The sequence below is a fragment of the Paenibacillus donghaensis genome (assembly GCF_002192415.1).
In the GTDB taxonomy this organism is placed as follows: domain Bacteria; phylum Bacillota; class Bacilli; order Paenibacillales; family Paenibacillaceae; genus Paenibacillus_AQ; species Paenibacillus_AQ donghaensis.
Genome location: NZ_CP021780.1, coordinates 5,754,316 through 5,768,242, shown reverse-complemented (window position 1 = coordinate 5,768,242; position 13,927 = coordinate 5,754,316). Strand labels below are relative to the sequence as shown.

Genomic DNA, 13,927 nt, shown 5'->3' with positions numbered 1-13,927 from the left:
GTATCCCTCCTAGGACGGATAGACCGTAGTTTTTTTGAAAATATAAGCATGTATAGGTTTCACGTCATAAATTATCCTTCTATCTCTCGCAGGAATGGATGTCACCTCTTTCAGAGGGCGTCGAAGCCGTTTCTACTTGTTCTGCTATAGTAGACGAACATCAACCCCGTCAACAGCAGAGCAAGCGCCGGACCCGCCAGCAAGGCAGAATAACCCAGCTTGGAAGCATCATGATGCGCAGGATTAAAGCTGAGATAGATCCGATATTGCCGCAAAGGAAACAACTGAAGCAGGAAATTCTCCAGCATGATATAGAGAAAGGGTCCGGTCAGAATGATGAATATATTCGTGATGTAGAGGGAGATTACGAAGCCCATAGTAGCAACCACCGCAGACAATACTCCTTGCCATAAGCTTAACAGCAATCCGTAAATCAGCGGGTGCTTCACGAACAAAGAACCCATGAAGTGGTGAAGCTCCAGGCTGGGTGCACCCTGACCGGTTGTAGGATCAACAACAGCGTAGAACGGCACAATATCAGGTTTAATATACAGGGCAGTGATAACTCCGGCAGCCATCGACACGAACATAATCAGGCCGGAGCTTCCGGCAACGACGATCCACTTGGCGGTCAGATAACGCTTCCGGCTGACTCTTGGCAGGGTGTACATCAGAAAGTGATCCTTCCGCTCAAAATACATCAGCCAGCATACGGGAATTACAGAGATTAGAGGAAACAGGAATACAATGATAGCGATCCCCACCTCCCAGGACTCCAGATCGGCTTCGAGCGAATAGCTGCGGTACAGCGTGCTGGTCATGATACAGACGGATAAGGTCAAAAGCACAAGTGTGGCCAGTACAGGCCGCTTCAATTTGTTCCATTCAAGCAACAGCAGATTTCGCATAGATTGTTTGTCCTCCTGAGCATAGGCTTGTGTCCACACTATAGCCTGCCCGCTTGGCTGCTGCAATAGAATGGGAACAAACAAGGGTTCTACAGGAATGAACAGTATTCGTTCCCGTAAAACCCTTGTTTGTGCCATCGTTATTTATGGAATTTGTACGCCGATTGAGATATAGGGAATGCCGTGCAGCTCGGTATTGCGGGTCATTACTTTGCCCTGCTGCCGGACTACAATTTGCTTCATATTGTACAGTCCATATCCCCGTGGACCGGTTGTTTGATTCTTGGTCGTGTGCCCTTTGGCAAACATTTGGGTGAATTCGCTGTTTGATCTATGCCGCGAAGGATTCATCACACTGATTTCGACCCATCCCTCAGCTCCCGAAGAGCGTTGTATGTTGAGTATAATCTCATCTCCCGGACCGGAAGCCTCCAGGGCATTATCCACCAGCACGCCGATCACTTCCACCAGCTGGTGCTCCTCGGTCCTCATGGGCTTGATTAAGGTGTGAATCCGGGGAATGAAGGTAATTCCTCTCTGCTCTGCCCTTCTAAGCTTGGTATAGAGAAACCCGCCAAGGACCTTGCTGTCGATCTGCAGGATGCCGGCTACCCCGCTCTGCATCGTAACATCCTGGGTGTAAGCTGCAATCTGTGACTGTGCCTCGGGCAGAGTGGCTGCAGTCTCTACGATACTGTGAATGGCCAGCAGCTTGTTATGGAATTCATGCTGCCTCGCCTGCACTTCAGATACCAGTCCGTCAATGACGGGCAGGTACTGCTCGATGGCGGATAACCTTTTGTGCTGCCGGGACCGTGTGTTCTGTTCGTATATAATCCAGAGGTTAATCGTGATTACCAGCGTGAAGACAATCAGGATCACCAGCAGATTCTCAATTACGAAAGAGGTGTCGAAGTTCGCATAGATAATAATCCCCAGCACGGCGAGTGAGGATTGGATCAGCAGAAGGGTCGTTAAGATCCCACTGAATTCATCGAAAAAACTACTGGCACCTTTCCCGATCAACACATAATAGAGCAGTCCGGCGAACAGCAGTGTCAGCAAACGGTGCATATACGGATACAGGTCGGCCGTGCTGTCCAGCAGTAGCCCCGTGAGCGCTATGCCATAGGTGCGCAGCACAATCCAGAGCAGGAAGCTTAGCAGCGTGACCACGACTACTTTCATATTGGATAGGGAACGAATCCACAGGCTGTTCAGAATAAGCAGGCAGAGCAGCAGGACCAGCAGCATAACCGGATTGTCCACAGGCAGCAGATCATAGTTGTTCAGGACGAAGCTGATATAATCATCACCACTGCCGAGGTCGGCGCGAAGCCCTATACAGAGCAGATGGAATACGATAAACCACTGCAGAATGTTTCTCTCCAGCCGCAGCGGCTGTCCGGCCAGCCCATAACAGAGCAGCAGCATAATCAGCGAGTCCACCAGAACCTGAGTATAGATCATAGGGTCGCTCTGTTCAGCAGATTGTCTCTATACTTATTACCGATCGGGAGGGGTGAGGCAGCACCGGATAATTCGACAAGTCCTGCGGTCTTGTCGATATGTGTGATATAAGAGCAGTTAATGAGATAACTCTTGTGACACTGGACAAAAGAGCTTCCCTCCAGCAGCACAGCCATCTTTTTCAATGACCAGCCGGAGATCCGTTCTGCAGTAATCTGGTTGTCAGCTGTCATCAAGTGAAGCTCCAGCGTTTTGCCGAATGACTCCACATACATAATCCGCCGCAGTTCATATTCATGAATATGGCTCTTCTGCTCAATCTGCAGAGTCTGCTTCTGCTCACGGGGCATAAGGTGCTGATGATAACGGAGGGTGTCACGCAGCACCTGAACCACTTCTTCTTTCGTAAAAGGCTTAATCAGGAAGCTGTAGCACTTAAGCTCGCGGTATGCCGTAAGCTCCTCGTCCGCCATTGCGGTGGCAAAGATCATCGGCGTGTAGCTGTATTGCTCCATGGCCCGCAGCTGGCTGGCCAGCGTAGTCCCTTTATAATCTGCCAGCTGAATGTCCAGGATAAACAGATCCATGCACTCACGTCCGGCGATGCTTAAGGCTTCAGCGGAATGACTTGTGGTAAAGGTGCGGATGGAGCTGTCGGCCTCCTGTACACAGGAGAGCAGCAGCCTGGTGACATGGGGATCATCCTCCACAATGAGTAGGTTCAACGGAAACGGGCTTCCTTTCTAAGCGAATCTAGGGTTCTTTGTCTTAAGCGGCCAGTATAAATTTGTAGTTAATCATAAACACAACCAGCGCAGCGGCTCCAAGCGAAAAAGCGACACAGCCCGCACCCAGGACAGGGCGGCGGTCTCTGATGAATCTGAAGCCAAGCGCACAGACCAGTACGGCAATTCCGGCAAGCACAACAGACATTCCCACCATAGCCACCCAATACAGGATCTCGAACAACTGTGCCATATGGAGCCCTCCTCTAGGCTAATAAACTTAGAATGCAGTATTCTTAAAAGATAAGAATGTATATGTTCCACGCTATAAATGATCCTTCTATTTCTCGCAGAAACGGATACCTGAAAGCGATACGTAGTATCGCTACTTCGGAAGCATACGCTTTACAGAGGGCGGCGAAGCCGTTTCTGCTTGATTGCATCTATAATACAATGGATTTGAATTACATTCCAGCAGAGGCGGGCTGCGCGGGCGATAGCGTAAGCCCTTTTTTGCTGTGAACACGTTTTACACGGACAATCATACAAGAGGGCGAGACCTTTGCTGAGTAATCTATACGGTAGGCTGGGATTAACGAAGGGAGAGGGAGGACGATGGCGGGAAGACAACTGGCCAGCAAGTGGCTGAAGACTCAGGCGCTGCTGACTGATGCGCGGGTTGCCGGTTATATTCCGAGAACGAGGGAATACAGTGCTGCCGGTCTGCTGGGGATGCTCGGAAGATACGGCAATGTGGTGATAAAACCTGTTGTTGGCGGTGGAGGATACGGTGTAATCAAGGTATTCCGCGATTCGAGGGGATATGGCTTCACGAATATGGACCGCACCCGGGTCTGCCGGGATTTCGGCTCCATGCAGCGTGCGCTGGAACGTGTGAAGGTCAGAAGACGATATTTGATGCAGCAGGGCATCTCACTGGCCCGGATCGAAGGGCGACCGATTGATTATCGGGTGAAGGTAGTCAAGAATGGCGAGCATTGGGAATTCCGTTCGATGGTGGGACGGTTGGCCCGCCCGGGGCTATTTGTGACCAATCTATGCAAAGGTGGCACGATGCTGACCTGTGGTCAGGGACTTCGCAGATCGCTGCCCCGAATCAGAACTGCAGCCAAACGGGCGGAGATGCGCCGCTTGACACGGATATGTATTGAGCTGATGGAGCGCCATTTTCCGGGAATCGGCGAGCTGGGGTTTGATTACGCTGTAGATGTGAATGGCAAGATATGGATTCTGGAAGTGAATACAAGACCCCAATAACTAGACACTATTTTAAGAATTGACGATAGAGGAGCTTTAAGATAAAATTGCTTTTAGTCTTGTCCATATAGTGGTAAATAATCACTGGTAAATATGGCGAATATGGAAATTTTATGGCTGTGAATAAGGTGGAAACCTCCTGTGTATAACTATTATCCCCATAGTCCACTGTGCTGTTACAGTCTTTCTAACCCTTACGCACATTTTATACACAGGATCTCCACATGTAGTTGTGGATAAAGCGAACGCTTGTTCGATGAATGATAGTTTGATATAGTAGATTCAGATCCAAATAAAGGAAAGGTAGGTGAACGTTATGGTTGAATTGTCTGATGAGATGCTGCTTGACTCTTACCATAGAGCAATAGAGCTGCAACTGGAGCATGATTTCATCGCTCTATTACTCGTTGAAATTCGCAAACGGAACTTACACTCTCCAGTACATGCGGTTCTTCATTAGCGCTCGAAGTCTAGCATAGCAGCGGCGACATATCACATAACCGCAGATATCAAACAATAGGGTATCCTGACAGGCGACGAAAGTGCATCAGCCTGATTAAGGATACCCTTCTTATTTAGAATATTAGAAAGTATAAGTTTCACCTGAACCTTTATCCTTCTATTTCCTGCAGAAACGAATGCCGCCTCTTGCAGAGGACGGCGAAGTCGTTTCTACTTGGACTATAGCTTCATATTGCTGCTGTGTCCCGGAGAGAGCTTGGCATCCGGGTCCAGATATACCTTGGCGTTATTGACCGCGGTTGGCGCCTCGCCGAAACCTACGGCAATCAGTTTCAGCTTGCCGGGGTAAGTAGTAATGTCACCGGCAGCGAAGATACCTGGAATGTTGGTCTCCATCCGGGAATCCACCACAATGGAATTGCTGTCGATGTTAATGCCCCATTCCGCAATCGGGCCGAGGGAAGAGACGAACCCGAAATTGATAATTACACTGTCCACTTCGATCTCCTGGGTTTCCTTGGTTTTGATATGGGATAAGGTGACCTTGGTGATGAATTCCTCGCCGTGCAGCTCGGTAATTTCGGTTGGAGTGATGACGTTCACCTTGGAAGCCATCAGCGTCTCCACGCTGTGCTCATGGGCGCGGAACTTATCGCGACGGTGGATCAGGGTGACCTGCTCGGCAATCGGCTCCAGCATCAGTGCCCAGTCCACTGCGGAATCACCGCCGCCGCTGATGAGAACTTTTTTATCTTTATAAGCATTAAGATCATTTACGAAATACTGCAGATTGGCTTTCTCGAAGCGCTTGGCTTCGGGCAGCTCCAGACGGCGGGGTTCAAACGCCCCTACGCCTGCTGTTATGATTACCGCCTTGGCATGATATTCTGCCTTATCGGTAGTTACAAGAAAATGGCGTTCATCCTGCTTCTGTACAGAAACAACCTTTTCTTCAAGCCGGATATCGGATTGGAACAGCTCCATTTGGCGGGAGAGGTTCTCAACCAGCTCCTGTGCGGTTATTTTAGGGAATCCCGCAACGTCATAAATATATTTTTCGGGATAAAGAGCGGCAAGTTGTCCGCCCAGTTGGGGCATACTTTCAATAAGGGTTACCGATGCCTGACGCATGCCGCCGTAGAATGCAGCGAACATGCCGGCCGGACCACCGCCTATGATTAACAGGTCGCTCATAGGAACGCCGGGTTGCTCTAATGTCACGCGATATTGCACCTCCAGGTTGATAGTTTCAATTTGCCATACTTGTGGTTCTTCATTCATTATAAACATAGTGGGACCGCCCTGCAAAGCCTTTGACGGATCGTTAATATGTGACATTTGTTAGTTTTTTTGTGTTTGATTAATACGATACTAAGGTTTACAATGGATATGGTTATTTTGAAATTCCTTTAAGTTTGTTGGAATTTCTCCTAAAGTTAAGTGTAAAAATTCACAAAAGAATCACTGGAAAGTTTACAAAAAATAACACATAGACAGATTTACCTGTTGGAAGGAGCCGGAACATGAGCAGTATTCCCAAAATCGTAATCCTGGGCGCAGGGTACGGAGGTATTTTAACCGCCCAACGCTTACAGAAGGCACTGAATTATAATGAAGCGGATGTCACGCTGGTGAACCGCCATGAGTATCACTATTTCACAACCCATTTGCATATGCCAGCTGCAGGAACGGACAGCATTGAGCATACACGTGTGTCCATTTCCAAGCTGATTGATGAATTCAAAATTGATCTGGTGAAATCCTCGGTGCAGGAGATCCGCACCCAGCAGAAGAAGGTCATTCTGGAGGACGGCACCTTATCCTACGATTATCTGGTGATCGCTCTGGGCGGTGAGCCGGAAACCTTCGGAATTCCCGGACTGGATAAATACGCGCTGACCATTCGCAGCATCAACTCTGTGCGCCTGATCCGCGAGCATATCGAATATCAATTTGCCAAATACAAGAACGAGAACAATGCCCAGGAGCATATTAATTTCGTGGTTGGCGGCGCAGGCTTCAGCGGCATTGAATTTGTTGCCGAGCTGGCAGACCGTGTCCCAGGACTATGCAAGGAATATGATGTGGACCCTAGTATGGTGAATATTTATAACGTGGAGGCTGCTCCAACGGCGCTGCCGGGCTTCGCCCCAGAGCTGGTAGAGCACGCAATGACCGTGCTTACGAAGAAGGGTGTGACCTTCAAGATCGGTGTAGCCATTAAGGAATGTCTGCCAAACGGTGTCATTCTGGCTACCGGTGAAGAGATCAAGGCTTCGACGATTGTATGGACAGGCGGGATTCGCGGGAACCGTCTGATTGAAGCTGCCGGCTTCGAAGCCATGCGCGGACGCGTGAAGGTAGATGAATATCTGCGTGCGCCGGGACATGAGAATATCTTCATTATCGGCGACGGTTCGCTGATGATTAACCCGGAGGGACGCCCTTATCCGCCTACCGCGCAAATTGCCATGCAGCAGGGCGAGTGCTGTGCACACAACCTGGTGGCTTCGATCCGCGGCCAGCAGCCGAAGAAGTTCGCTTTCAGCAACAAGGGGACAGTAGCTTCGCTTGGCAAGGGTCAGGGCATTGCCGTAGTGGGCGAGAAGACATACAAGGGCTGGAAAGCCGCCCAACTGAAGAAGGTAGTCGATATGCGCTACCTGTTCATCATCGGCGGTATTCCGCTGGTACTCAAAAAAGGAAGATTCCTCTAGGATGCGCCATTGCAGCGTACAGGTGCGCGGTCTGCTGACCCGGGAAGAGCTGGACCGCTATAACGCCCTGATTGAGGTAGGTTCTTATCTGGAGGATCAGAGCATGTACGATCTGGCCTATACCGTCCAGAAGGAGATTGATCTGCTGATTCTTCCTGCTATTGAACGGCTGAAGGATAAAGGCCGCGCCCGGGACCGGGCAACGGCGGAATACCTGGAGAGCCTACGGGAGCAAGCCGATGAGGATGAGGATGAGGATGAGTAGTTAACTACATTATAATATGATCAGCGAAGGGTGTGTTCCTGTGTGGGACACGCCCTTTATTTGTTCGTGAGCCAGCGCGGTGAGCGGCATGCGAGCAAAAATAGGGGATAAATCCCGTAAATTTGGTGCGGCGAGCGATATGTGAGTGAAAATAAGGGATAAATCCCGTAAATTCGGCGTGGAGAGCCATATGGGAGCAGAAATAAGGGATTTATCCCATAAATTCAGCGCGGGGAGGCATATGCGAGCAGAAATAGGGGATAAATCCCGTAAATTTGGTGCGGCCCTACGATGGAGAGCAGTCCACCATGCGATTCGCGCCACAAGAAGCATGCGGCGCTACGTACTGCACCACGTTCTCACAGAAACGGCAGCCATCCCCTAAGGGAGGCTGCCGTTTCTGCTTATAGAACACGATCTGTGAATGCTGCTACAGCTTAAGCAATTCTTCGAAAGAGTCCGGTGTCAGCAAATTGCCGACGTAGAAGGGACCGAATTCACCATAACGCGCGCTGACCTCATCGAAACGCATCTCATAGATCAGCTTCTTGAACTGCAGCGGATCTTCCGCGAACAGCGTCACGCCCCACTCCCAATCGTCGAAGCCTACAGAGCCGGAGATGATCTGCTTCACTTTGCCGGCATACCCTCGGCCAATGAGGCCGTGGGTGCGCATCAGCTCGCGGCGCTTATCCATATCGAGCATATACCAGTTGTCGGCGAGCTCGCGTTTTTTGTTCATCGGATAGAAGCAGATATGTTTAGCCTGCGACAGGATCGGCTTCAGACGCGAGATCACATGCGGGTTCTGCATAGGGTCCCCGCCGTCGCCTCCGGCGGCAAGATAGTTGCTCAGCTCCACTACGCTGACATAGGAATAAGCCTTCGTGGTGTATTGGGCGAAAGCTGTCTTGTTGAAATCCGTTTCCAGCCGGTTCAGATCCACCAGGCTCTCACGCAGGAACATCATTACGAAATCGGCCTTCTGTCCTACGATGGCATATACCGCCGAGCTTCCTTGCTTCGCTTCTTCCACAATGCCCCATTCCTGCATAAAAGCATGCAGCTCCTCCAGAGCCACTGCCCGTTCCTCATCATCCGCTGCGGTCCATGCTGTCCAGTTCAGCGAGCGGAAGTCATGCAGCGCATACCAGCCCTCTAGCGTTAAAGCGGCTTCATTCATGTACCCAACTCCTTAAATTCCATTTCATTTATTTGCATTGTATCGCATGCAGGCAAGGAAGAGCAAACCGCAAGCCGCCTATTGGGGCATATCCGTTGCTGCTAAACCATAAAGTTCATTGCTTCGCTACATTTTTTCTTGTAAAATTAGTATAGATCACGGTTTGATGTGCGCTTCTTTATAGAGAGGGGTGAAAGCGGTTATATGATGGGGTTTATACCTGTATTTATTCTGACCGTTTTATTCTTTGTCATGATGTTTGGTATCGGATTTATTCTCAACATGCTGATGAAGACCACCTGGCTCCCTGCCTATCTGTTCGTGCTGGTGATGATGCCTGTGGTTGTGTATTCGATCTGGGACAGGAACGCCATGTCACTATGGGAGCATCTGGCAGGCTTTCAAACTGTGGACTACGTCACCGGCGCAGCCGGTCTGGCCGGTGCGGTGCTGAGCGGCTGGACGATTCAGAAGCTGCGGCTCGGAGGCTACAAGATGTTCTGACAGCTACAAAGGATAAGCAGGCGGCTCCCGGAAGCGAGGGCCGTTTTTTTGATTGTAGGTAAGGTCTTGCGAATTCCGAAGGAACAGCCCGCCTTTGGGCTTAAGGTCTTGCGAATTCCGAAGGAACAGCCCGCCTTTACGCTTAAGGTCTTGCGCATTCCGAAGGAACAGCCCGCCTTTGCGCTTAAGGTCTTGCGCATTCCGAAGGAACAGCCCGCCTTTGCGCTTAAGGTCTTGCGCATTCCGAAGGAACAGCCCGCCTTTGCGCTTAAGGTCTTGCGAATTCCGAAGGAACAGCCCGCTTGTGCCCTTAAGATCTTGCGCATTCCGAAGGAACAGCCCGCTTTTGACCTTAGCCACAGGCATGCATCCCGTCAGGGATAGCAGGCCAAGCCCATGCGGCGTCCAAGCGGTCCCGCAGGGATAAGCGATCCACCCTCCCAGCCTCCTAAACACTGTACCGCCAGACTCATTCGCCAAACTTGCGGGTGTCCAGAGGGTGCAACCCTTTGGGGCCCTCCCTTGGAAGGGAGGGTTTGGGAGGGATCGATGTCGGAATTGGTCTTTTTTTTACATTTCCGAGAGCTGAATTTGTGATAGAATAGTAATCTATATGAATTCGTATAGAGATTAGGGGTGGTATCCGCAGATGCGTATGAGTCATTTACATCATTTCACCGAACATCATCGGTACTGTGTTTCCCGCGAATTCGGTCTTAGTGTGATAGATGGACGTATGCTGGGCTCGGTGTATCAGCCAATGGTTGGGGCCTTTGCCATCAGCTTGTACCGGCTGCTTTTTGAGCATGTTCCGGCCGAGGCCATCGGCTACTCCGGCGTGGAACAGCAGCGCAGATTATTTATGACGCTTGGTGTCGAACCGAACGAGAAAGGCCGCAAATATTTAATAGACCAGTCCTCCCGGCTGGAGGCGGTGGGGCTGCTGCAGACCTGCCGGATCTACATGCCGGAGACGGATGATTATATGTACGAATACGAGCTGATGCCTCCGCTGTCGCCGGCTGATTTTTTTGCGACCCAGCATTTGACGCTGCTTCTGAGAGATAAGATCGGCAAGTTTGCCGTATTGTCGCTTCGTGAGCAGTTCTGGAACCGTGAGCCAGAGGAATGGAGCCGCAGATCGATTGGCAAAGAGAATATTTCGGTGCCCTTCTATGATATATTCCAGCTGAATACGCATGTGATAGATTATGAGCTGGAGCAGGCGCTGGCTGAAGTGGCTACCGTCCGCCAGCCCGGCATGCGCGAGTCCGGCGAGCCGGCCATCGGCTATAGTGATATTATTCTGCGCTTTCCGCGCGAATCGGTGAACCGGGTACATGTGGAGAAGCTGCGTTTTGATCACACTCAGATGGGTGTAATCAATTATGTTGCCCACAAATATGATCTGGGTCCCCAGGACATATGCCGGCTGCTGGATGAGGATGAGGTATTCTCACCGGAGGGCGAGGTGAACCTGGATACGCTGCAGTATAAGGCGAGCCAGCATTTCCGCCAGGATCTGAAGCGCCAGGAGAAACGTGAAATCGCCGCTGCCAAGGTAGTCTCCATCCGCTCTGGCTCGGCCGAAGAAGGAGACGAATCGTCCGCTCCGGTGGAGCAGTCGGTCGAGATGGAATATTACGTTGAGGTGCCGCCGCAATTTCTGTCCAAATGCGACATTCATCAATATAATATGATGCTGCGCAACGAGCCTTATACACGGCTGCTGCAGACGTTCTTCCCGGGTGCGGTGCCGGGGCAGCTGATGGATATGTTCGAACGGATTGATCTGAATTACAAGCTCTCCGGCGAAGTCATCAATGTGCTGATTCACTATCTGATGACCATGGTGGCTTCCGGTGGGGATCAACGCATGAACCGAAATTTCGTGGAGGCGATTGCCTCCAATATGCTGGTGAAGCAGGTCAACACGTATGAGAAGGCAGTCCGGTATATCCGCGACCAGTCCAAGGTCAAGGGCAAAGGCGCTGCGGAAGGTTCGTCCACTGCAGCGGCCGGAGGCCGCACACGTTCCTATACTTCCAAGAACGGCGGCCGCTCGGGCAAGCAGGAAATTCCGATTGTGCTGGACGACGGCAGCGCCGGAACCGTATCGGAAGAGGAATTCGCGGCGATGATGAAGAAAGCTGCAGAGATCAAGGCCGGCAAGAAAAAAGGCGTCTCCAAAACGCCATAAAGAAAAAGAGGTGCTACCATGGAATCTATGGGCGATGTGCTGCGTTCCATGAATAATCCGGCCCTGCGCCAGCGCTCCCGCGATCTTGAGCAGGGACTGCTGAACCATCCGCTGGTGAAGCAGCTTCGGGCAGAGCATCCGGAGCTTGAAGAGTCGCGCTTGCGGCTGCATCTGCCCCGGCTGTACCAATATGTCGAGGAGAGCCGCCACTGTGCGAATTGCCCGGGACTTGAGAAGTGTCCTAACGATTTCCAGGGCCACTACAGCAAGCTTACGGTAGAGAGCGTCAATGGCTCGCCGGATCTGTACGAACGGAAGACCCCCTGCCGCCTGAAGGTGGCGCAGGATAACCAGGACAATATCCGCAAGCGGATCCGCAGCTTCTATGTCGATGAACGGGTCTTGAACGGCGGTTATGACGAGATAGATATTATGGGCAAGGACCCGCGGCGGGTCTCTGCTGTGAATAAGGTGTTTGATTATATTTCGGATGTGAAGGACGAAGGGTTGACCTCGCGCGGGATCTATCTGCACGGAACCTTTGGAACCGGCAAAACCTTCCTGATGTGCTATCTGCTGCATGAGCTGGCGGTGGCCGGCTACAGTGGGGTGATCGTGTATATGCCCGATTTCATCGAGGATCTGAAGTCGATTATGATGGATGGGCAGAAGCTGAAGGAAACCGTGGATACATTGAAGAATTGCGATCTGCTGATTTTTGACGATATCGGTGCGGAGAATCTGAATCCCTGGGCCCGTGACCACGTGCTGGGCGCGATCCTGAACTACCGGATGAACCGCAAGCCTACCTTCTATACCTCGAATTATCCGCTGGATGGGCTGGAGAAACATCTTAGCTTCACCAGCAAGGACGGCGAGGAGATTTACAAGGGCCAGCGGCTGATGGACCGGATTGCCCCGTTTGTGGACGCAGTGCCACTACATGGGGAGAATCAGCGTGGAACGGGCAGATAAGCCGCATTAATCCATAATAGTTTATAGTGTGAAGACGCCTCCATAGGGGAGCTGTTCGACGTAATGCGATCCGCTTAAATGAAATCTTGAAGGCTTCCGTAGTCATTTATCAATCCGCAACCAATACGTTTGAAGCTGAAGTGACCTAAGGTGTACTTTCCCGGTGGAGCATTCAGGGGGAACAGTTAGTACCCATTTTGTAAAAATAGCCAGTTGAACATTCAGCGCCAGACGCGGACAGACGATGGTGAATAAGGCAACAAGAATCCGGCGTTCCCTAGGGAGCGCCGGATTCCTGCTGAGGATGTGCAGGGCAGCCTGCAGGTGGAACGCCTGCGGCTGCTCTACTCTGAAAAGATAAACTTGACGATCACCATGCCGAAGAATACCACACTCATAAATGCAGCCATACCGAAGAAACCTGTCATCAGATCGCCGAGATCATTACGGGGCTCCTCATTCACGTGCTCCCGCGGGTCCGTAACCTTGGTGTTGACATCCATCCCTGTAGCCTCCTTGAAATAACCTGCTGCTGCCGGAGTAAGGTTGACGTGTGTGAGTGAAGTTTGTCATTGACAATTAATGCGCTTTCCTAAATTATATCTGAGTTTAAATCCGCTTGTAAAGCTAAGAATACGCCCGAAAATTATCTATGAAGCAATATAATTGTATATGACATTTCACATATGCAAGGTAGTTATGTTATACTTAGAGCGTGTCGGTAAATGATAATCTGGTTATCATATTACATGAAGCAAATTAGCTTACAATAATTTCGAAGCATCTTCGCCATACTAAGCGCAGGCTTAGGAACACACTTTGCTTCGCAAAATTTAAGGAGGAATAATATCATGGCTATCGTTAACGTGTCTGACCAATCCTTCGTCAATGAAGTGGAAGGCCAGGGTACTGTTGTTGTAGATTTCTGGGCCCCATGGTGCGGCCCTTGCAAAATGCTTGCTCCAATTCTGGAGGAATTGTCCGGTGAGCTTGGAGACAGCGTGAAGATTGCGAAGTTGAACGTGGATGAGAATCCGGAGACGGCTTCCCGTTTCGGCGTAATGAGCATTCCAACCTTGATCTTCTTCAAGGACGGTCAACCCGTTGATAAAGTAGTGGGACTGAACTCTAAGGAATCCCTTAAGAATATCGTTGCCAAACACCAATAATTGATGTGATTGCTGCAGCATAGGGCCCTGAACGGGTCCTGTTATTAGACGCCTTCGGTTTATTCCGGAGG

At 50.7% G+C, this 13,927-nt stretch carries 16 protein-coding genes; 9 read left to right on the top strand and 7 right to left on the bottom strand.

What is annotated here, in order from left to right; genetic code table 11:
- Nucleotides 1-110: 110 nt before the first annotated feature.
- From B9T62_RS26110 to B9T62_RS26095, 4 genes are all read right to left on the bottom strand, one after another.
- Nucleotides 111-908, bottom strand: coding sequence for an ABC transporter permease (locus tag B9T62_RS26110; RefSeq protein WP_087917955.1), 798 nt, complete (start codon nt 906-908; stop codon nt 111-113).
- 144 nt (nt 909-1,052) lie between these two features.
- A complete protein-coding gene (locus B9T62_RS26105; protein ID WP_087917954.1) occupies nt 1,053-2,378 on the bottom strand; it encodes a sensor histidine kinase in 1,326 nt (441 codons plus the stop codon).
- A complete protein-coding gene (locus tag B9T62_RS26100) occupies nt 2,375-3,103 on the bottom strand; it encodes a LytR/AlgR family response regulator transcription factor (RefSeq protein WP_087917953.1) in 729 nt (242 codons plus the stop codon). The genes B9T62_RS26105 and B9T62_RS26100 overlap by 4 nt, the downstream gene beginning before the upstream one ends.
- Nucleotides 3,104-3,146: 43 nt before the next feature.
- Nucleotides 3,147-3,356: a hypothetical protein gene (locus tag B9T62_RS26095; protein WP_087917952.1), complete on the bottom strand. Its 210-nt coding sequence runs from the start codon at nt 3,354-3,356 to the stop codon at nt 3,147-3,149.
- Between the two features lie 362 nt (nt 3,357-3,718).
- Here B9T62_RS26095 and B9T62_RS26090 point away from each other — a divergent pair, with 362 nt between their 5' ends.
- Both B9T62_RS26090 and sda read left to right on the top strand, forming a co-directional pair.
- Nucleotides 3,719-4,381 carry a YheC/YheD family protein gene (locus tag B9T62_RS26090; protein ID WP_087917951.1) on the top strand — a complete coding sequence of 221 codons (663 nt, stop codon included), beginning with the start codon at nt 3,719-3,721 and terminating at the stop codon, nt 4,379-4,381.
- Nucleotides 4,382-4,697: 316 nt separating this feature from the next.
- Nucleotides 4,698-4,841 carry a sporulation histidine kinase inhibitor Sda gene (gene sda / locus B9T62_RS26085; protein ID WP_036685584.1) on the top strand — a complete coding sequence of 48 codons (144 nt, stop codon included), beginning with the start codon at nt 4,698-4,700 and terminating at the stop codon, nt 4,839-4,841.
- A gap of 221 nt (nt 4,842-5,062) precedes the next feature.
- Here the strand turns inward: sda and B9T62_RS26080 are convergent, their stop codons facing one another.
- A complete protein-coding gene (locus tag B9T62_RS26080; RefSeq protein WP_087920431.1) occupies nt 5,063-6,037 on the bottom strand; it encodes an NAD(P)/FAD-dependent oxidoreductase in 975 nt (324 codons plus the stop codon).
- A gap of 329 nt (nt 6,038-6,366) precedes the next feature.
- Between B9T62_RS26080 and B9T62_RS26075 the strand changes: the two genes are divergently transcribed.
- On the top strand, nt 6,367-7,560 hold the full coding sequence (locus tag B9T62_RS26075) for an NAD(P)/FAD-dependent oxidoreductase (protein WP_087917950.1): 1,194 nt from the start codon (nt 6,367-6,369) through the stop codon (nt 7,558-7,560).
- Nucleotide 7,561: 1 nt separating this feature from the next.
- Nucleotides 7,562-7,825, top strand: coding sequence for a hypothetical protein (locus B9T62_RS26070; protein ID WP_087917949.1), 264 nt, complete (start codon nt 7,562-7,564; stop codon nt 7,823-7,825).
- A 430-nt stretch (nt 7,826-8,255) separates the two neighbouring features.
- Here the strand turns inward: B9T62_RS26070 and hemQ are convergent, their stop codons facing one another.
- Entirely contained in the window at nt 8,256-9,008 is a 753-nt protein-coding gene (gene hemQ, locus B9T62_RS26065; RefSeq protein WP_087917948.1) for a hydrogen peroxide-dependent heme synthase, read from the bottom strand.
- Nucleotides 9,009-9,215: 207 nt separating this feature from the next.
- Here hemQ and B9T62_RS26060 point away from each other — a divergent pair, with 207 nt between their 5' ends.
- The 4 genes from B9T62_RS26060 to dnaI all read left to right on the top strand — a co-directional run bounded on the left by B9T62_RS26060 (nt 9,216) and on the right by dnaI (nt 12,687).
- The gene (locus B9T62_RS26060) at nt 9,216-9,512 is read left to right on the top strand and encodes a YuiB family protein (protein WP_087920430.1); all 297 of its coding nucleotides are present in this window, start codon (nt 9,216-9,218) and stop codon (nt 9,510-9,512) included.
- A 48-nt stretch (nt 9,513-9,560) separates the two neighbouring features.
- A complete protein-coding gene (locus B9T62_RS39490; RefSeq protein WP_157794017.1) occupies nt 9,561-9,896 on the top strand; it encodes a hypothetical protein in 336 nt (111 codons plus the stop codon).
- Between the two features lie 265 nt (nt 9,897-10,161).
- Nucleotides 10,162-11,712, top strand: a complete 1,551-nt coding sequence (locus B9T62_RS26050; protein WP_087917946.1) for a replication initiation and membrane attachment family protein — start codon at nt 10,162-10,164, stop codon at nt 11,710-11,712.
- Between the two features lie 18 nt (nt 11,713-11,730).
- Nucleotides 11,731-12,687, top strand: coding sequence for a primosomal protein DnaI (gene dnaI, locus B9T62_RS26045; protein ID WP_087917945.1), 957 nt, complete (start codon nt 11,731-11,733; stop codon nt 12,685-12,687).
- A gap of 344 nt (nt 12,688-13,031) precedes the next feature.
- Here dnaI and B9T62_RS26040 read toward each other — a convergent pair whose 3' ends face one another.
- Entirely contained in the window at nt 13,032-13,190 is a 159-nt protein-coding gene (locus B9T62_RS26040; protein ID WP_087917944.1) for a YqzM family protein, read from the bottom strand.
- 348 nt (nt 13,191-13,538) lie between these two features.
- On the opposite strand from B9T62_RS26040, the gene trxA reads away from it, so the two are divergent.
- Complete coding sequence (gene trxA, locus B9T62_RS26035; RefSeq protein ID WP_087917943.1) at nt 13,539-13,856, top strand: thioredoxin; 318 nt, start codon at nt 13,539-13,541, stop codon at nt 13,854-13,856.
- Nucleotides 13,857-13,927 lie beyond the last annotated feature (71 nt).

Excerpts from the sequence above, each read along its gene's own strand:
- B9T62_RS26110 (WP_087917955.1), bottom strand. The coding sequence starts at position 908 with ATGCGAAATCTGCTGTTGCTTGAATGGAACAAATTGAAGCGGCCTGTA.
- B9T62_RS26080 (WP_087920431.1), bottom strand. The coding sequence starts at position 6,037 with ATGAGCGACCTGTTAATCATAGGCGGTGGTCCGGCCGGCATGTTCGCT.
- B9T62_RS26040 (WP_087917944.1), bottom strand. The coding sequence starts at position 13,190 with ATGGATGTCAACACCAAGGTTACGGACCCGCGGGAGCACGTGAATGAG.
- B9T62_RS26090 (WP_087917951.1), top strand. The coding sequence starts at position 3,719 with ATGGCGGGAAGACAACTGGCCAGCAAGTGGCTGAAGACTCAGGCGCTG.
- hemQ (WP_087917948.1), bottom strand. The coding sequence starts at position 9,008 with ATGAATGAAGCCGCTTTAACGCTAGAGGGCTGGTATGCGCTGCATGAC.
- B9T62_RS26095 (WP_087917952.1), bottom strand. The coding sequence starts at position 3,356 with ATGGCACAGTTGTTCGAGATCCTGTATTGGGTGGCTATGGTGGGAATG.
- sda (WP_036685584.1), top strand. The coding sequence starts at position 4,698 with ATGGTTGAATTGTCTGATGAGATGCTGCTTGACTCTTACCATAGAGCA.
- B9T62_RS26050 (WP_087917946.1), top strand. The coding sequence starts at position 10,162 with ATGCGTATGAGTCATTTACATCATTTCACCGAACATCATCGGTACTGT.
- B9T62_RS26105 (WP_087917954.1), bottom strand. The coding sequence starts at position 2,378 with ATGATCTATACTCAGGTTCTGGTGGACTCGCTGATTATGCTGCTGCTC.
- dnaI (WP_087917945.1), top strand. The coding sequence starts at position 11,731 with ATGGAATCTATGGGCGATGTGCTGCGTTCCATGAATAATCCGGCCCTG.
- B9T62_RS26060 (WP_087920430.1), top strand. The coding sequence starts at position 9,216 with ATGGGGTTTATACCTGTATTTATTCTGACCGTTTTATTCTTTGTCATG.
- trxA (WP_087917943.1), top strand. The coding sequence starts at position 13,539 with ATGGCTATCGTTAACGTGTCTGACCAATCCTTCGTCAATGAAGTGGAA.
- B9T62_RS26075 (WP_087917950.1), top strand. The coding sequence starts at position 6,367 with ATGAGCAGTATTCCCAAAATCGTAATCCTGGGCGCAGGGTACGGAGGT.
- B9T62_RS26070 (WP_087917949.1), top strand. The coding sequence starts at position 7,562 with ATGCGCCATTGCAGCGTACAGGTGCGCGGTCTGCTGACCCGGGAAGAG.